Genomic DNA, 17493 nt, shown 5'->3' on the forward strand with positions numbered 1-17493 from the left:
AACTAGGTAATGCTCCACCGGGAGTCGAGAGACGCCTGCACCCGACGGGACGAAAGCTTGCCGGATGCTTCCATTTGGCCACACATCGGGAATGCTGGGCCAAATTGGGGAGGCCGGGAGCAATTCCCCGACCCTCTTCGAGAATGAAGCGTCTCCTACAGGATGAAACGCGACAAGTCCGTGTTTCTGGAGAGGTCGCCGACATGCTTCTCGACATAGGCGGCATCGATGGTCACCGAGGTGCCGTTGCGGTCCGGCGCGTCATAGGAGATATCGTCCAGCACCCGTTCCATCACCGTCTGCAGCCGCCTGGCGCCAATATTCTCGACGCTGGCGTTGAGGTCCACGGCGATGCCGGCCAACGAATCGATGGCGTCGTCGGTGAAGACCAGATCGACGCCTTCGGTCTTCATCAGCGCGATATACTGCTTGATCAGGCTGGCTTCGGTCTCGGTGAGGATGCGGACGAAATCGCCCTTCTCCAGCGCCCGCAGCTCGACGCGGATCGGCAGGCGGCCCTGCAATTCCGGCAGCAGATCGGAGGGCTTAGCGACGTGGAACGCACCCGAGGCGATGAACAGGATGTGGTCGGTCTTCACCGGTCCGTATTTGGTCGCAACCGTGGTGCCTTCGACCAGCGGCAGCAGGTCGCGCTGCACACCTTCACGCGAAACACCGGCACCGATGCCGCCTTCGCGCGAGGCGATCTTGTCGATCTCGTCAAGGAAGACAATGCCGTCATTCTCGGTCGATTCGAGTGCCCTGCGCACCACTTCGTCCTGATCGAGCAGCTTGTCGGACTCGTCGCTGATCAACAGCCCGTAGGACTCCTTGACGGTCGTCTTGCGCAACTTGGTCTTCTTGCCGCCCATCGCCTTCGACAGCATGTCATTGATGTTGAGCACGCCGATATTGGCGCCCGGCATACCGGGGATCTCGAAACCGGGCATGCCGCCATTGCCGGTATCGGCCACTTCGATCTCGATCTCCTTGTCGTCGAGCTCGCCGTCGCGCAGCTTCTTGCGGAAACTGTCGCGGGTGGCCGGGCTCGCCGTCTTGCCGACGAGCGCTTCGAGCACGCGTTCCTCGGCGTTGATGTGGGCACGTGCCTTGACGTCCTCGCGCATCTTCTCGCGCACCAGCCCGATGGCGATCTCGACCAGGTCGCGGATGATCTGCTCGACATCGCGGCCGACATAACCGACCTCGGTGAACTTGGTGGCTTCGACCTTGACGAAAGGCGCACCGGCAAGGCGTGCCAGGCGGCGCGAAATCTCGGTCTTGCCGACGCCGGTCGGGCCGATCATCAGGATATTCTTCGGCATCACCTCTTCGCGCATCTGGCCCTCGAGCTGCTGGCGGCGCCAGCGGTTGCGCAAGGCAATCGCCACGGCACGCTTGGCGTCTTTCTGGCCGATGATGAAGCGGTCGAGTTCCGAAACGATTTCGCGAGGAGAGAAGGTGCTCATGTCACTAAATTCCACTTTGCCACTGCCGAATGAACTCGAACGGATGCAGCAGCATGATCACGTTGAGTGTCAGATTGTCCCGGATGAGATAGCCGACACCGAATTCGAAGATGAGGGCGAGGGTTACGACCACCCATATAGGAAGCCTTCGCGCCATGACAAACCCCAGCACCATGGCCAGCGTATCCGACACCGAATTGATGATGCTGTCGCCATAATAGTCGAGCGAGATCGTGCCGGCGCGATAGCGATCGATGATGAAAGGGCTGTTCTCGAGCAGCTCCCAGCCGCCCTCTATAACCACCGCAAAGGCCAGCCTGAGCCCGATCGGCGAGCGCGGGAAAACGAACCACGCCAGCGCATAGAACAGGAAGCCGTGAATGATGTGCGAGAAGCTGTACCAGTCCGAAATATGCTGGGAATTCTCCGAGCTTTGCACAATGCCGTGCCACAGCTTGACGTAGCCGCAGGTACAGATCGGCGTCCGCCCCATGCCGTAGAGGACCCCGGCCTGGAAGATGACCAGGCCGAGAACCAGCAGAAGCCCCATTCGCCAACTGTCGTAGTAGGCCGAGACGGTTTTGTCGCTGGATACGCTCATGCTGCTATTGCCCCTCTTCTGCGTCACCCTGTCCGGCATCACCCTCTGGGGCATCAATCGCCATCAGCACGGCATCGCCATATTCCGACTTCCTGCGATCGATAGCCGTGAAACCGGCCTTTTCATAGGCACGGATAGCCCGTGCATTGGCGGGTTCCGGGTCGATGATGACGCGCGGCGTACCTTCCTCGAAAAGCTGCTCGACGAACTGCCGGACGATCGCCGAGCCGTGGCCGACCCCGACAAGCTCCGGCACGCCGATCGACAGATCGATGCCGAGCGTGCCGAACGGCTGGTCGCTATAGGGATGGCCGTCCTCCAGATGCGGATCGTAGCTCTGCAAATAGCCGATGGGCTTTCCGTCGAGCTCGATAATCAGCGGCTCGACCGAAATGCTGTCGATATGCTCGCGGATCTCCGCAATCTCGGTCTCTGGGTCGTTCCACCATTCGGCGACATGCGGCTCGGCAAGCCAGCCGGCGATCATCGGCAGGTCCCTCTGGGTCACCGGCCGAAAACCATAGCGGAGGCTCCGCTCAGGCGGCATCGAGGGTTTCGACGACGAAGTTGTTGTTGGTGTAGACGCAAATGTCTGACGCGATCTGCATCGCCTTGCGGGCGATCTCCTCTGCGCCCTTGTCGCTGTCCACCAGCGCGCGTGCCGCTGCCAGCGCGTAATTGCCGCCCGAGCCGATGGCCATGACGCCAAATTCGGGCTCCAGCACGTCGCCGGTGCCGGTCAGCGCCAGCGACACCGACTTGTCGGCCACCAGCATCATCGCTTCCAGCCGCCGCAAATAGCGGTCGGTGCGCCAGTCCTTGGCAAGCTCGACGCAGGCGCGTGTCAGCTGGTCGGGATATTGTTCGAGCTTGGCTTCAAGCCGCTCGAGCAGAGTGAAGGCATCGGCGGTGGCGCCGGCGAAACCGGCAATGACGTTGCCGCCCTTGCCGATGCGGCGCACCTTCTTGGCGTTGCCCTTCATGATGGTCTGGCCGAGGCTGACCTGGCCGTCGCCGGCGATCACCACTTTGCCGCCCTTGCGCACGGTCAGGATGGTCGTGGCATGCATGGTCAGTTCATTCGACATTTTCTGCTCCGATCAGCACCGATCCCATCAAGGCGATTGGCGCGTTACGAGTGATTTGATCGGCCATATGTATGTATAGGCCGGATGATTGCAAACCGGCCATCCACCGGGTCGGATCGGGCTCCGCAGCGGTAACTGGCAATCGCCGGATCATGCTGCTAGAAGGCTTTCGTTTTCAGGCATGTGAACGCCTGAATCGTGCAAAATCTGAGACAAGGATGAGGTCATGGCGCCCCGTTCCGCCGAGATAAGTCGCAAGACCAGGGAAACCGACATCGCCGTATCGGTTCAGGTCGACGGCTCGGGCAAATCCGACATTTCGACGGGCGTCGGCTTCTTCGACCATATGCTGGACCAGTTGTCGCGCCATTCGCTGATCGACATGACCGTGAAGGCCAAGGGCGACCTGCACATAGACGACCACCACACGGTCGAGGATACGGGCATTGCGCTCGGCCAGGCGCTGGCCAAGGCATTGGGCGAGCGGCGCGGCATCATGCGCTACGCCTCGATCGATCTCGCCATGGACGAGACACTGACGCGGGCGGCAATCGATGTCTCCGGCCGGCCTTTTCTGGTCTGGAATGTTTCATTCTCGTCGCCGAAGATCGGTACGTTCGACACCGAGCTGGTGCGCGAATTCTTCCACGCGCTGGCGCAGAATGCCGGCATCACGCTGCATGTCACCAATCATTACGGCGCCAACAACCACCACGTCGCCGAGACCTGCTTCAAGGCCGTGGCGCGTGCGCTGCGTTCGGCGCTTGAGCGCGACCCGCGCCAGCCGGACGCGGTTCCCTCCACCAAGGGATCCCTGAAAGGATAGCGTCATGGCCATCTATGTCGTGATGGAGCCGCCAGGCCGCAGCGAAAGCGTGGACACTACCTTTATCCGTGACGGCTTTGCCTGGCTCGGCTTCTTGGTGCCGCCGCTGTGGCTGGCCTGGCACCGGCTGTGGGTCGAGGCGGCATTGGCGTTTGTCGCCATGGGCCTGCTCTCGATGCTGGGCGAAAGGCTGGACCTGGAAACAGCCGGCTCGCTTTTATCCCTGCTTGTCATGCTCTTTGTCGGACTGGAAGGGCAGGGCTTGCGGATCGCAGCCCTGCGCCGTCGCGGCTGGCATGAATGGGGCGTGGTCGAGGCCGACAGGCTCGACGACGCAGACGTCCGCTATGCATTGGAAGCCGATGCTCAGTCGGCTGAACAACCGACGGTGCAACGCATCGTCCCAGACGCAGCACATGCCCGGTCGGCGCAGATGGGCCTGGCGCTGGGGCTGAACCATATTCCGGGAAAGCCCTGAGATGAGGGTGGCGATCATCGATTACGGGTCGGGCAATCTGCGCTCGGCCACCAAGGCCTTCGAGCGTGCCGCGCATGAAGCCGGCATTGCCGCCGCGATCGAACTCACCGCCGATGCCGAGCGGGTCAGGACCGCCGACCGCATCGTCCTGCCCGGCGTCGGTGCCTATGCCGATTGCGCCGCTGGACTGCGTGCGGTCGCCGGCATGTGGGAAGCGGTCGAGGAGGTGGCGATCGCCAAGGCTCGGCCGTTCCTCGGCATCTGCGTCGGCATGCAGCTGATGTCGGAGCGAGGCCTGGAAAAGACCGTCACAAAGGGCTTTGGCTGGATCGCCGGCGACGTCAAGGAGATCACGCCGGCCGATCCGACACTGAAGATCCCGCAGATCGGCTGGAACACGATTGACCTGAAGCGCAAGCATCCGCTGTTTTCCGGCATTGCGACGGGTGGCAAGGGACTGCACGCCTATTTCGTCCACTCCTACCATCTCGATGCACGGAAGGAGGATGAGGTGCTGGCGGTTGCCGACTATGGCGGCCCGGTAACGGCCGCTGTCGCCCGCGACAACCTAGCCGGAACGCAGTTCCACCCCGAGAAGAGCCAGGCGCTGGGCCTGGCGCTGATCACCAATTTCCTAGGCTGGAGGCCCTGAACCATGAGCAAGAAGGGCTATTGGATGGCAATGGTCGATGTCCACGATCCCGAGATCTACAAGCAGTACATCGAGGCCAATGCCGCGGCTTTCGCGAAATACGGCGCGAAGTTCCCGGTGCGCGCCGGGCGGTACACCAGCCCGGAAGGACCGGCAGGCAATCGCCACGTGCTGGTGGAATTCGAATCCTATGAAAAGGCGCTGGAATGCTACGGCTCGCCTGAATACCAGGAGGCCTTGAAGTACAGGCTCGCCGGCTCGACCGGCCACTTTGTCATCGTCGAAGGCGCCTGAAGGTGTTTCTGTTTCCGGCGATAGACCTCAAGGACGGCAAATGCGTGCGCCTCAGGCATGGCGACATGGCGACCGCCACCATCTACAATGACGATCCCGCCGCTCAGGCGCGCACTTTCGAAGAGCAGGGCTTCGAATGGTTGCACGTCGTCGACCTCAACGGCGCCTTCAAGGGCCAGAGCGTCAACAGCGCCGCGGTCGGCGCCATCCTGAAGGCGACGAGCAATCCGGTGCAGCTCGGCGGCGGCATCCGCACCCTGGCGCAGATCGAGGACTGGCTCGACCGTGGGCTGGCCCGCGTCATTCTTGGCACCGTGGCGGTGCGCGATCCGGATCTGGTCAGGCAGGCCTGCAAGGCATTCCCGGGCAAGATCGCCGTCGGCATCGACGCCAAGGGCGGCAAGGTCGCGGTCGAAGGCTGGGCTGAAGCCTCGAGCCTCGGCGTCATTGAACTGGCGAGGAAATTCGAGGGTGCCGGCGTCGCCGCCATCATCTACACCGATATCGACCGCGACGGTGTGCTGACCGGCATCAACTGGGACGCCACCATCGATCTCGCCGACGCGGTGTCGATCCCGGTTATCGCCTCGGGCGGGCTCGCCTCGATCGCCGACATCGTGCGCATGACCATGCCCGATGCCCGCAAGCTCGAAGGTGCGATCTCCGGACGCGCCCTCTACGACGGCCGCATCGACCCGGCCGAGGCATTGGCGATCCTGCGTGGCAAACCGATGGCAGGGGTGTGAAACGTGAAGGTCTCGATTATCGTTGCTCCCTACGACAGCGGGCACTATCACGAAGGGTGCGGCCAGGGGCCGGACGCCATCATCGGCGGTGGGCTGGTCGAAGCCCTGACCGTGGCTGGCCATGACGTCGCCGTCGAAGATATCGGCAAGGTCGGAGACGAGCAGGGGCGCGAAATTGCAACCGGCTTCGCCGTCTGCAACGCCATCGCGACCAAGGTTAACCTCGCCCGCGATGGAGGACGCTTCCCCATTATCCTTGCTGGAAATTGCCTGACCGCCGCCGGTGCGGTCGCCGGCGAAGTTGCGGATTCGATCATCTGGATCGACCAGCATGGCGATCTCAACACGCCGGAGACGTCCTCCTACGGCTTTCTCGACGGCATGGCGCTGGCGGCGACGCTCGGGCTCTGCTGGCATCCGATGGCGGCAGCAATTCCGGGGTTCCGGCCGATAGACCCGGCGCGCTGCATGCTGGTCGATGCCCGCGACCTCGATCCCGACGAAAAGCGACTGCTGGAAACTTTGCCGATCGTGCGCACCGAATGTGCCGGTGCACTCGATATGATCGGAAAGCTCACGGCGACAGGGACTGTGCGGGCGCATCTGCATCTCGACCTGGATGTCCTCGATCCGGATGTGTTGCAGGTGAACCGCTACGCGCACCCGGGCGGCCCGAGTCCGGAACAGCTACGGCAGCTTGCCTGCGGACTGGCCAGGTCAATCCCAATCGTCGGCGTGACGCTCTCGGCCTACGACCCGGCCTTTGATTCCCAGTCCGAAGTTCCGCCCGTCGTCGGCCAGCTGCTTGTCGACTTTCTTGCGGCGATCGAGAGGATCTGATGCTGAAAGCCCGCGTCATCCCCTGTCTCGACGTCAAGAACGGCCGTGTCGTCAAGGGCGTCAATTTCGTCGACCTGGTCGATGCCGGCGATCCCGTCGAAGCGGCAAAAGCCTATGACGCGGCCGGCGCCGACGAGCTCTGCTTTCTCGACATCACCGCCTCGTCGGAAAACCGCGAGACCATTTTCGATGTCATCGCCCGCACCGCCGAACAATGTTTCATGCCGCTGACCGTTGGCGGTGGCGTCCGTCAGATCGCCGACATCAGGAAGCTGCTACTGGCCGGCGCCGACAAGGTGTCGATCAACACGGCGGCGGTGAAGACCCCAAATTTTGTCGCCGAGGCTGCCGACAAATTCGGCAACCAGTGCATCGTCGTCGCCATCGATGCCAAGAAAGTGTCCGCTGCGAGCGAGGCTGATCGCTGGGAGATATTCACCCATGGCGGCCGCGAGAAGACCGGCATCGACGCCGTCGAGTTCGCTCGGCGGGTGGTCGATCTCGGCGCCGGCGAGATCCTGCTAACATCGATGGACCGCGACGGCACCAAGGCCGGCTATGACATAGCCCTTACCCGCGCGGTCGCCGATGCCGTACGCGTGCCGGTCATCGCTTCCGGTGGCGTCGGCACGCTCGACCACCTTGTCGAAGGCATTCGCGACGGCCATGCCGGCGCGGTGCTGGCGGCGTCGATCTTCCATTTCGGCACCTACAGCATCGCCGAAGCCAAGCTGCACATGGCTCAGGCCGGACTGCCGATGCGGCTGGACTCGCCGGGTAATCGGTCCTAGAGCCTTTCCGGCTAAGAAGAGGCTGTAAACGCCGTCATGACCGAGTTCTCGCTCTCCGATCTGGAGAAGATCATTGGCGAACGCGCACGTTCCGGCGATCCGGATTCGTGGACGGCCAAGCTCTTTCAGCGCGGCATGAGCAAGGCAGCGCAGAAATTCGGCGAAGAGGCGGTCGAAACGGTGATCGCAGCCGTCAGCGCCGATAGGGCCGCGCTTGTTTCGGAAAGCGCCGATCTCATTTATCATTGGCTTGTCGTTCTCGGCATAGCGGACATTCCGCTGAGCGATGTGCTCAACGAGCTTGAACGCCGCACCGGTCGTTCGGGCATCGCCGAAAAGGCGTCTCGGCTGGACCGGGGCTGATCGCTGCGGAGGAACTCGATGGACCAGCTCGCTCCTACCGAGAAGTATTCACCCTATCGTTTCTTCTCGGCCGAGCAATGGTCGCGGTTCCGCGCCGATACGCCGATGACGCTCACCGAGGACGAGGTCCGTCGTCTGCGGTCGCTGAACGATCCGGTCGATCTCCACGAGGTCGAGCGCATCTATCTTTCGATGTCGCGGCTGTTGTCGGCTCATGTCGAAGCCAGTCAACTCCTGTTCAGGCAGCGCCAGGCCTTCTTCAACGCGCTGGACGCGGCCAAGACACCGTTCATCATCGGCATTGCCGGTTCCGTCGCGGTCGGCAAATCGACCACGGCGCGCGTGCTAAAGGAGCTGCTGGCGCGCTGGCCGTCGAGTCCCAAGGTCGACCTGGTCACCACCGATGGTTTCCTGCTGCCGAACGAAGTCCTGCGCCGCAACAACCTGATGGAGCGCAAGGGCTTTCCCGACAGCTACGACGTCGGCGCCCTTCTGCGCTTCCTGTCCGGCATCAAATCGGCGCAGCGCAACGTCCGCGCGCCGGTCTATTCGCACCTGACCTATGACGTTATCCCGGGCGAGTTCCAGACCATCGACCGGCCCGACATCCTGATCTTCGAAGGCATCAATGTCCTGCAGCCGGGCAAGCTGCCCAAGGACGGCAAGATCGTGCCTTTCCTGTCGGATTTCTTCGACTTCGCCATCTATATCGATGCCGAGGAGGCGCTGATCCATCACTGGTATATCGCCCGCTTCATGCGGCTGCGCGAAACCGCCTTCCGCGACCCGGCCTCCTTCTTCCACCGCTATTCGCAACTTTCCGAGGATGCGGCCCGCGCCATCGCCGAGGGCCTGTGGACCAACATCAACCTGAAGAATCTGCGCGAGAATATATTGCCGACCCGCGCCCGTGCCGATCTCATCCTGCGCAAGGGCGCCAACCATCTGGTCGAGGAAGTGGCGCTCAGGAAACTGTGAAATCCCGGGACATTCCTTAAAGTCATCTTAACCCAGTCTTTCTATTGTCGGGCCTGATCTGCGGGCTCGGCAAACAAATGAATGCGCCATTCCTAAACATCGATCGGCCGGCAGCTGACCGCATCGCACGTCCGGGCAGCGGCGGCGCAACGATTGCCCTGATCGTGCCTGTCCACAATGAGGAAGGCGCAATTGCTCCATTCCTGAAGGCGGTATGCGAAAGCACCGCGCCGCTGAAGGACAAAGGCGTTGCCCTCGAGTTCATCTTCGTCAACGACGGCAGCAGCGATACGACGCTCGAAAAGCTGATCGAAGCCCAACAAACCGATCCACGCATCCACGTAATCGACCTTTCACGCAATTTCGGCAAGGAAGCCGCGATGACCGCGGGGCTCGACAGCTGCGATGCCGATGCAGCGATTCCGATGGATGTCGATATGCAGGATCCGCCGCATGTCATTCCGCTGCTTGTGGAAAAGTGGCGCGAGGGTTTTGAGGTTGTTCTGGCCAAGCGAGCCAATCGGTCGAGCGACAGCTTTCTCAAGCAGCGCTCCGCCTCGATGTTCTACCGCGTTCACAACTGGATCGCGCAGCAGAAGATCCCGCACGATGTCGGCGACTTCCGTTTGATCGACCGCCAGGTCATCCAGGCGCTGCGGTCTTTGCCCGAACGCCGTCGTTTCATGAAGGGCCTGTTCGCCTGGGTCGGGTTCCGCACCGCAAGCGTCGAATATGTCCGCGATCAGCGCATCGCCGGCCAGTCGAAATTCTCCGGCTGGAAGCTGTGGAACTTCGCGCTCGAAGGCATCACCAGCTTCTCCACCGCTCCGCTTGAAATCTGGACCTATGTCGGCGCGACGATTTCCGCGCTGTCGTTCCTCTACGGCCTGCTGATCGTCGCCAAGACAATGATCTTTGGCGTTGATGTGCCCGGCTACGCCTCCCTGCTGGTCAGTGTTCTTTTCCTTGGCGGCATCCAGTTACTCGGCATCGGCATCATCGGACAATACCTCGGCAGGGTCTACGCCGAGATCAAGCAGCGTCCGATCTACATCGTGCGCCGCAAATATGAGGGAATGAGCTGATGGAGATCGACGCCTACCGACAGATGGCCGCCACCGAAGACGAGCATTGGTGGTTCTGCGGGCGTCGCGCCATCGCCGAGGCGGTCATTCGCAGCATCGGCCTGCCTGAAAACGCGCGCATCGTCGAGATCGGCGCCGGCACCGGCGGCAACATCCGGATGCTGGAGCAGTTCGGCGCAGTGACGGCAGTCGAGATGAGCGATCTCGCGCGCAGGATTGCCTGGGAAAAGACCGGCCGCGACTTCCTCGCCGGACATCTGCCGGACAACATTCCTGTCGCGCCGCAAAGCTGCGACCTCGTCTGCCTGTTCGACGTGCTGGAGCATGTCGCCGAAGACGAGGCGTCGCTTGCCGCGATCCGCCAAGTGCTGAAACCGGGCGGCAGCGTGGTCCTCACTGTGCCCGCACACCAATGGTTGTGGAGCACGCATGATGTGGGGCTGCATCATATGCGGCGCTATTCACGCAATCTGCTGCGTGAACGAATCGAAAGGGCTGGTTTCGCGATCGACCGGCTGAGCTACACAAATGCCGCGCTCTTCCCGGTAGCGGCGCTGGCAAGACTGGTGGACTGGTTGCGCAAGTCGGCCTTGCCAGCCGGCCATGCCACGCCGCCAAAACCACTGAATGCGGCGATGAAGGCAGTGTTTTCGGCGGAAGGCCGCATCATACCAAATGCAAGCTTGCCCTTCGGGGTTTCGCTGCTGGCGGTATTCCGCAAGGACAGCGCCGTCGAAACCGCTCGCCTCGACGAGAAATTGGCAGCTTGACCGCGTCATGGGCACCGGCTCGTATCGTCGACTATCGCGCTTTGCGCTGATTGGCATCGCGTCGACGCTGATCTACGCAGTTTGCGCTTTTCTGCTGTCGCGTGGACAGGCAACGGCGGCCCTGCCGGCGGCGCTCACATCGTTTGCGGCCTACGCCGTCGCCGCGCTGTTCTCCTACACCGGGCATAAATATTTCACGTTCACCTCGGGCGGCAGCCACGCTATGGAATTGCCCCGCTTCCTCCTGCTCACCGCTTCCGGCCTCGCCGTCGCGATCGCCCTGCCGGGGCTTTTGACCCAGATGCTCGGCGTCCCTGCCGCAATCCCGATCCTGCTCACCTGCATTGCCGTGCCGGTCATCAACTATGTCGTCCTCGGGCGGTGGGTGTTTCGTGGTCTCTAGCGCGCGATCCCTCAGTGAACTGCTGCCCGGCGCCAACCGCTTCTCGCCCTTTGTGGGCGTAGCGGGTGCTCCGTTGCTGCTGGCCAGTCTGGTCGTCACATACGCCGTCTGGCTATCGACCGTTGCAATTCCGACCAATGTTGACGTGTCGTGGCTTCTGGTCGTCTGCGACCGCCTGCTTGGCGGAGAGCGGCTCAACACCGACATCGTGGAGACCAACCCCCCTTTCTCGATCTGGCTCTACATGCCGTTCATGCTCCTGGAAAAGCTCACTGGCATGCGTGCGGAATTCTGGCTGACGCTTGGCGTCGTTTGCCTGAGCCTGGCCAGTCTTTTCGTTTCCGTCCGCATTCTCGCGCGCGATGAACCGGTCTACCGGCAGCCCCATGCGCTGTGGGCGGCAGCGGCGGCCCTGTTTTTGATCCTGTGTTTCATGCCGGATCAATTCGGCCAACGCGAGCACTTCGCATTGATTGCCATTCTGCCTTGGGTGGCGTTGCAATGCACACGTCAGCGGAACCTGGATTTCAGCGCGGGCTCGCGCCTGGAGCACATGGTCGCGGGCTTCGGCGCGGCGGTCGTGGTCATGGTCAAGCCGCCCTATTTTGTGCTGGCCTTCATGTTGCCGTCGCTCTGTCTTGCGCTTGAAAGGCGGTCGCTGAAACCGCTCTTCGTCGCAGAGAACCTGGTGGGCGCTGCGATCGTGGCCGCCTATATCGCGTCCATCGCGCTCTTCGACCGCGCTTACGTCAGCGACGTCCTGCCCTTGGTCAGGGAGGTCTATCTTCCGTTGAGGGCCTCTGCCGCCGATATGCTGGCAAACTGGCCGAAAGTGGTGCTGCTTCTGGCCGCCGCCACCGTGCTTGCGGCCGGCGGCCTGAGAAAGACGAACTGGGACGTCAGGATTCCGCTCCTGACCGCCCTGGGGTTCATTCCGGCCTTCATCGTCATGGGCAAGGGTTGGCCCAATCACGCGCTGCCGATGGTCGTTGTTGCGACACTTGCATTTGGCATCCAGCTTGTGCGGTTCGGCACATTCGGCAGTGCAGGCTTCGTTCGCAAGGCCGCCCTGATCTTCGGCTGCGTGCTGGTGCTGCAAATAGCGGTCAGGGCACAGTACGCGGCGCTGACGACGGATAACGGCCCGATCGCCCGGTCTGTCGCCGCGATCCGCGCAACGGTCGAAACCCCGACCATCATGTCTATTGCCGACCAGATGCAGGTTGCCCATCCCCTCGCCAGGCTGGTCGGCGGCAGGTTCATATCACGCCATCCGAGCGCCTGGGCGGTCTCCAACGCGGACACGCTCGCCCGCGTCACCGGCGATCTCGAACGGAGACCGGAACTTGAAAGCATCCGCGATCGGGTGATCGGCGAAAACGCCGCCGAGATATCAGCGAAGAAGCCCGATATCGTGCTGTCAGGCTCGCCCGCGTGGACTGCCCTGATGCTGCAGGACAAGCGGATCCAGGTTGCCTTGGCCGACTATCGTCTGCTGCACGCCGAGCCGGAAATCACTGTCTATCTGCGTTACACGGCGCCTGCGCCGCTCCAAACCGATTGAGCAGGAGCCCCCGGAAACCCATGACACGGCTGGATCCAATCGCTCCGCTGGACGACATATGGCTCGATCTCGAGAGCCTCGGTGCAACAGCATGAGCGTCTCGAACGACATTGGCGGCTTGAGCCGCTGGCGCGACCGGGATATTGCGGCGTCGCTGCTTCCTAGCCGCAATGTCCTGGCCATTGCCGCAGTCACCGTCTTCTCGATCTTCTGGCAGCGACGTTGGGGGACTGTTCCCGACACTAGCTGGCTGATCACGGTCTGCGAGCGTATGCTGTCCGGTGAGCGGCTTTACTCGCAAATCTATGAGACCAATCCCCCATTCAGCGTCTGGCTCTATCTGCCGCCAGTGGCTGCGGCCAGATTGCTGGGCACCGCCCCGGAAATCCTGGTTGAGGCCTGGACATACCTTGCCGTGCTTATCGGACTTTCGCTCTCGGGCGTGATCGTCAAGCGTGCGGGTTTCACCGAAACTGCATCATTGTTTGCACTGGGGCCAGCGTTTTGCGCAATGTTGGTGGTCTTCCCCGGAAATGCCTTCAGCGAGCGGGAGCATATCGGCATGGCACTTTTCATGCCGCTGCTTGCGCTTCATGCCTGGCGCGCGCGCAGAGATGCAGCTGCCCAACCAGACCCCGGGCTCGCCGTACTCGCCGGCCTGTCGGGCAGCATTCTGCTGCTGGTCAAGCCCTACTATGCGATCATGGTGTTGGCGCCGGCACTGGTCGTTGCAGTGCGCCGGCGCAGTCTGAAATCGATCTTCGCCCTGGAACACTGGGTCATTGGCGGCATCTGCGTTGTCTATCTCAGCACGGTCACGCTGATCCATCCGGAATTCATGCGCGACATCTATCCCCTCTTGGCGGACGTTTATGCAAAGATCGGCATCTTTTGGCCGATTGTGATCGGCTACGGTTTCTCGTGGTGTTTCCTTGTCTTCCTGATCTGGTGGCTGTGGCCTGCCAGGCGGTTTCCAGAGCTGGCGGCGGTAGCGTTGGCGGCATCGATCGCTGGCATGTTTCCCCTGTTCTACCAAGCCAAAGGCTGGTCTTATCATGCCTATCCCGCGATCTTTTGCGCTGTGGCAGCCATTTTCTGCCTGCTGGCACTGCCCAGGATCGTGCAGCAGCCGTCGAAGCTGTTGACGTTCGTGACGGCTCCTTCGCGAGCTTGGGCATTGGCGGCGGTGGCAATCGCTTTCTTGCCGTACTGGAGCACCCAGAAACCAGGGCCGGCGCTGGTTGCCGCAATTCGCGCCGCCACCGATCGGCCGACCGTAGCGTTGGTCAGTTCGGATATTTCCTCGGGACATCCGTTGAACCGTATGATCGATGGGCAGTTCGTTTCGACCCACGTCAGCGATTGGCTTGGAGCGTTCGCACTTTCCCTGTCCCGGCACGCAGCCCTCTCGGGTGACACCGCCGAAGCCACGCGTTACCAGGCCATCATGGCGCGCTACGTCGAAAGCAAACGCGAAGAGTTCGCGCGTCTGCGCCCGGATATCGTCGTCTTCAAGAAAAACAACACAATGTGGACAAGCCAACTGATGGGGCGTTTTGGCTTTGACGCCATCCTGGCGCACTACCGCATTCTTATCGAGGACGAGACCGAGCGCATCTATTTGCGCGACGATTATGTCCGCCCGGGCCACCGGCCACCCGAACAGCCTATTTCGGCATCGTCACCCGTCGCAGCGTCAGATTGATGCGGCCGCCACTCCTGAGCAATGCCGAGGTCGACGGGTAGATACGGTCGACGCCGTGAAAGCAGAGCCGCCCTTCGCCGCCAAGCACGACGACGTCGCCGCTCCTCAGCCTGAACGATTTGGTGGCGCCGTCGCGCGTCGTCTGGCCGACCCGGAACAGGCAATCGTCGCCGAGCGACACCGAGACGACAGGCGCGGAGAAATCGCTCTCGTCGCGGTCCTGGTGAAGACCCATCTTGGCATCCTGCGAATAGGAATTGACCAGGCAGGCTTCCGGCGGGTGCGCATAGGCAGATACATCCCGCCACAGTTCGAGCAGCATCTCCGGGATCGGCGGCCAAAGCCTTCCGGTCACCGGGTGGGTCGGCTGGTAGCGATAGCCGTGCTCCTTGTCGGTGACCCAGCCCAGCGGACCGCAATTGGTCATGCGCACGCTCATCTCCTTGCCGGTACGCGGCATCGCCGGCACGAACAGCGGCGCCTTCTGCACGACCTGCCTGATATCTTCCACCAGCACTTCCTGCATGGCGCGCGACAGGTAGCCGGGCATATGGCGGACGCCTTTGGGCAGTACGAGCATCGCGTCGCTTAATCCGTTGGTCTGGAGAAATCAGAATGCCACCGTCAAATGAAAACGGCGACCCGAAAGCCGCCTCCGACGGTGGCTGCGCGCTTTAACCGGCGATCTGAGATCCGAAGCCGCTTCGGCTGTCACTCATCCCCGACCCGGCCGCGCAGTTTCTTGATCGAGCCGCGCCCGGCCTTGCTCTTGAGTCGTCTTTCGACCGCGCCTTTGGACGGCCTGGTCTTCTTGCGCGGCGGTGGTGGTGGTTCGGCGGCCTTGGCGACCAGTGCCGTCAGCCGCGCCCGGGCGTCCGCCCGGTTCTGCTCCTGGGTGCGGAAGCGTCCAGCTTCGATGACGATGACGCCGTCCTTGGTGGCGCGCTGGCCGGCAAGCTTGATGGTCCGTTCGCGCACCCGCTCCGACAGGCCAGCCGCATTGGCGGCATCGAAGCGCAATTGCACTGCCGTCGCCACCTTGTTGACGTTCTGGCCGCCCGGGCCGGACGAACGAATGAAGTCCTCGTGCAGGTCGCCCGGATTAATCACCGCATCGTCGGTAATGATGATCTTGTCGTCGGCGTTCATGCCGCACTCATGGCGCGGCAGGCGAAAAAAGAAAAGGCCCGATCGAAGCCGGGCCTTGAAGCATCACCCGGGGCGACGGCTATTCAGCCGCTACCTGCATGCGTGGTGCGGCGCCGAGCACGGTGGCGTCGACATGGGCTTCGAACTTTTCGAAATTGTCGACGAACATGCCGACCAGCCTTGCCGCCTGCCGGTCGTAGGCGGGCTTGTCGATCCAGGTCGATCTAGGGTCGAGAATGGCGCGGTCGACGCCGGCAACCGTCACCGGTACGTCGAAACCGAAATTGGCGTCGGTGCGGAAGTCGGCCGCTTTCAGCGAGCCGTCGAGCGCCGCCGCAAGCAGCGCCCGCGTTGCTTTGATCGGCATTCGCTTGCCGGTGCCGTAGGCGCCGCCGGTCCAGCCGGTGTTGACCAGCCAGCAATCGACGCCTTGGCGGGCGATGAGCTCGCGCAACAGATTGCCGTATTCCGACGGATGCCGCGGCATGAACGGTGCGCCGAAGCATGTCGAAAATGTCGCTTCGGGTTCCGTAACGCCCTTCTCGGTCCCCGCCACCTTGGCGGTATAGCCGGAGAGGAAATGGTACATGGCCTGCGCCGGGGTCAGCCGCGCGATCGGCGGCATCACACCGAATGCGTCGGCGGTCAGCATGATGATGTTCTTCGGGTGGCTGGCGCGCCCCGTCTTGCTGGCGTTGGGGATGAAGTGGAGCGGGTAGGCGCAGCGTGTGTTTTCGGTCAGCCCGCCGTCGTCGAAATCCGGCACGCGGCCTGCGTCGAGCGCCACATTCTCCAGCACCGTGCCGAAGCGCTGGGTGGTGGCGAAGATCTCCGGCTCGGCTTCGGCCGAAAGCTTGATCGTCTTGGCATAGCAGCCGCCCTCGAAATTGAAGATGCCGTGCGGTCCCCAGCCATGCTCGTCGTCGCCGACCAGCGTGCGCGACGGGTCGGCCGACAACGTCGTCTTGCCGGTCCCGGAAAGGCCGAAGAAAACGGCCGCGTCGCCGACGGGCCCTTCATTGGCCGAGCAGTGCATCGGCATCACACCTTTTGCCGGCAGCAGATAGTTGAGCACGGTGAACACCGACTTCTTCATCTCGCCGGCATACGAGGTACCGCCGATCAACACGATCATGTGCGAAAGATCGACGGCAATCACCGTTTCGCCGCGCGTGCCGTGGCGGGCGGGATCGGCGCGGAACGACGGCAGGTCGATGATCGTCAAATCGGGCATGAAATGCTCGAGTTCGGCGGCGGCCGGTCGGATGAGCAGATTGCGGATGAACAAGGAGTGCCAGGCAAGCTCCGTGATCACCCTGGTCGGCAGCTTCAGCTCCTCGTCGGCGCCGCCGACCAGGTCCTGCACATAAAGGTCCTTTCCAGCCGCGTGGGCGCGAAAATCGCCAAGCAGCGTATCGAACTGGATCGGCGAAATCGCTTTGTTGTTGTCCCACCATACATGCGGCGCGGTGCTTTCGTCGCGCACCACGAATTTGTCCCTGGGCGAGCGGCCGGTGTGCTGCCCGGTCTCGGCGGCAAGCGCGCCATGCGCGGTGAGTCGGGCCTCGCCACGGCGGATTGCCTCCTCGTAGAGCGCGGCCGCGCCGAAATTATAGCGCACCACGCCCGTGGTTCTTAGGCCGATCCGATCGATTGCACATGCAGGATTGCGTTTGCCGGCTTCCGACATG

Annotated in this window: 21 protein-coding genes; 14 read left to right on the forward strand and 7 right to left on the reverse strand. The window is 62.4% G+C overall.

The window, feature by feature from the left end; all coding sequences use genetic code 11:
- Window positions 1-155 precede the first annotated feature (155 nt).
- The 4 genes from hslU to hslV are packed head-to-tail and all read right to left on the reverse strand — an operon-like array spanning window position 156 to window position 3158.
- Complete coding sequence (gene hslU / locus NKI16_RS08505) at window positions 156-1469, reverse strand: ATP-dependent protease ATPase subunit HslU (protein WP_352454824.1); 1314 nt, start codon at window positions 1467-1469, stop codon at window positions 156-158.
- A gap of 4 nt (window positions 1470-1473) precedes the next feature.
- A complete protein-coding gene (locus tag NKI16_RS08510; protein ID WP_352755309.1) occupies window positions 1474-2070 on the reverse strand; it encodes a DUF2585 domain-containing protein in 597 nt (198 codons plus the stop codon).
- A 4-nt stretch (window positions 2071-2074) separates the two neighbouring features.
- A complete protein-coding gene (locus tag NKI16_RS08515) occupies window positions 2075-2617 on the reverse strand; it encodes a GNAT family N-acetyltransferase (RefSeq protein ID WP_352755310.1) in 543 nt (180 codons plus the stop codon).
- Window positions 2607-3158, reverse strand: a complete 552-nt coding sequence (gene hslV / locus NKI16_RS08520; protein WP_023677530.1) for an ATP-dependent protease subunit HslV — start codon at window positions 3156-3158, stop codon at window positions 2607-2609. The genes NKI16_RS08515 and hslV overlap by 11 nt, the downstream gene beginning before the upstream one ends.
- Window positions 3159-3384: 226 nt before the next feature.
- Here hslV and hisB point away from each other — a divergent pair, with 226 nt between their 5' ends.
- The 14 genes from hisB to NKI16_RS08590 all read left to right on the forward strand — a co-directional run bounded on the left by hisB (window position 3385) and on the right by NKI16_RS08590 (window position 14653).
- Window positions 3385-3984, forward strand: a complete 600-nt coding sequence (gene hisB / locus NKI16_RS08525; protein WP_352590768.1) for an imidazoleglycerol-phosphate dehydratase HisB — start codon at window positions 3385-3387, stop codon at window positions 3982-3984.
- 4 nt (window positions 3985-3988) lie between these two features.
- Window positions 3989-4462: a DUF2628 domain-containing protein gene (locus tag NKI16_RS08530; RefSeq protein WP_352755312.1), complete on the forward strand. Its 474-nt coding sequence runs from the start codon at window positions 3989-3991 to the stop codon at window positions 4460-4462.
- A 1-nt stretch (window position 4463) separates the two neighbouring features.
- Entirely contained in the window at window positions 4464-5114 is a 651-nt protein-coding gene (gene hisH / locus NKI16_RS08535) for an imidazole glycerol phosphate synthase subunit HisH (RefSeq protein ID WP_352505976.1), read from the forward strand.
- 3 nt (window positions 5115-5117) lie between these two features.
- A complete protein-coding gene (locus tag NKI16_RS08540) occupies window positions 5118-5408 on the forward strand; it encodes a DUF1330 domain-containing protein (protein WP_023677534.1) in 291 nt (96 codons plus the stop codon).
- A 2-nt stretch (window positions 5409-5410) separates the two neighbouring features.
- A complete protein-coding gene (gene hisA / locus NKI16_RS08545) occupies window positions 5411-6154 on the forward strand; it encodes a 1-(5-phosphoribosyl)-5-[(5-phosphoribosylamino)methylideneamino]imidazole-4-carboxamide isomerase (RefSeq protein ID WP_352755313.1) in 744 nt (247 codons plus the stop codon).
- Window positions 6155-6157: 3 nt separating this feature from the next.
- A complete protein-coding gene (locus tag NKI16_RS08550) occupies window positions 6158-6994 on the forward strand; it encodes an arginase family protein (protein ID WP_352697229.1) in 837 nt (278 codons plus the stop codon).
- Window positions 6991-7785, forward strand: a complete 795-nt coding sequence (hisF, locus tag NKI16_RS08555; protein WP_352755341.1) for an imidazole glycerol phosphate synthase subunit HisF — start codon at window positions 6991-6993, stop codon at window positions 7783-7785. The genes NKI16_RS08550 and hisF overlap by 4 nt, the downstream gene beginning before the upstream one ends.
- A gap of 36 nt (window positions 7786-7821) precedes the next feature.
- The gene (locus tag NKI16_RS08560; RefSeq protein WP_352697227.1) at window positions 7822-8148 is read left to right on the forward strand and encodes a phosphoribosyl-ATP diphosphatase; all 327 of its coding nucleotides are present in this window, start codon (window positions 7822-7824) and stop codon (window positions 8146-8148) included.
- 18 nt (window positions 8149-8166) lie between these two features.
- Window positions 8167-9126, forward strand: a complete 960-nt coding sequence (gene coaA, locus NKI16_RS08565) for a type I pantothenate kinase (RefSeq protein WP_352451662.1) — start codon at window positions 8167-8169, stop codon at window positions 9124-9126.
- 77 nt (window positions 9127-9203) lie between these two features.
- Entirely contained in the window at window positions 9204-10211 is a 1008-nt protein-coding gene (locus NKI16_RS08570) for a glycosyltransferase family 2 protein (protein ID WP_352454814.1), read from the forward strand.
- Window positions 10211-10981, forward strand: a complete 771-nt coding sequence (locus NKI16_RS08575; RefSeq protein ID WP_352755315.1) for a class I SAM-dependent methyltransferase — start codon at window positions 10211-10213, stop codon at window positions 10979-10981. Before NKI16_RS08570 ends, NKI16_RS08575 begins: the two co-directional genes overlap by 1 nt.
- Before the next feature lie 7 nt (window positions 10982-10988).
- A complete protein-coding gene (locus NKI16_RS08580) occupies window positions 10989-11384 on the forward strand; it encodes a GtrA family protein (RefSeq protein ID WP_023677541.1) in 396 nt (131 codons plus the stop codon).
- Entirely contained in the window at window positions 11374-12948 is a 1575-nt protein-coding gene (locus NKI16_RS08585) for a hypothetical protein (protein WP_352576333.1), read from the forward strand. Before NKI16_RS08580 ends, NKI16_RS08585 begins: the two co-directional genes overlap by 11 nt.
- 91 nt (window positions 12949-13039) lie before the next feature.
- Complete coding sequence (locus NKI16_RS08590) at window positions 13040-14653, forward strand: hypothetical protein (protein ID WP_352576332.1); 1614 nt, start codon at window positions 13040-13042, stop codon at window positions 14651-14653.
- Here the strand turns inward: NKI16_RS08590 and NKI16_RS08595 are convergent.
- From NKI16_RS08595 to NKI16_RS08605, 3 genes are all read right to left on the reverse strand, one after another.
- On the reverse strand, window positions 14616-15233 hold the full coding sequence (locus NKI16_RS08595) for an alpha-ketoglutarate-dependent dioxygenase AlkB family protein (protein WP_352691471.1): 618 nt from the start codon (window positions 15231-15233) through the stop codon (window positions 14616-14618). The genes NKI16_RS08590 and NKI16_RS08595 overlap by 38 nt on opposite strands.
- 131 nt (window positions 15234-15364) lie before the next feature.
- The gene (arfB, locus tag NKI16_RS08600; RefSeq protein WP_023677545.1) at window positions 15365-15802 is read right to left on the reverse strand and encodes an alternative ribosome rescue aminoacyl-tRNA hydrolase ArfB; all 438 of its coding nucleotides are present in this window, start codon (window positions 15800-15802) and stop codon (window positions 15365-15367) included.
- Between the two features lie 79 nt (window positions 15803-15881).
- Complete coding sequence (locus NKI16_RS08605; RefSeq protein WP_352568486.1) at window positions 15882-17492, reverse strand: phosphoenolpyruvate carboxykinase; 1611 nt, start codon at window positions 17490-17492, stop codon at window positions 15882-15884.
- Window position 17493: the final 1 nt, after the last annotated feature.

The organism is Mesorhizobium sp. M0698, assembly GCF_040320455.1.
Lineage (GTDB): Bacteria > Pseudomonadota > Alphaproteobacteria > Rhizobiales > Rhizobiaceae > Mesorhizobium.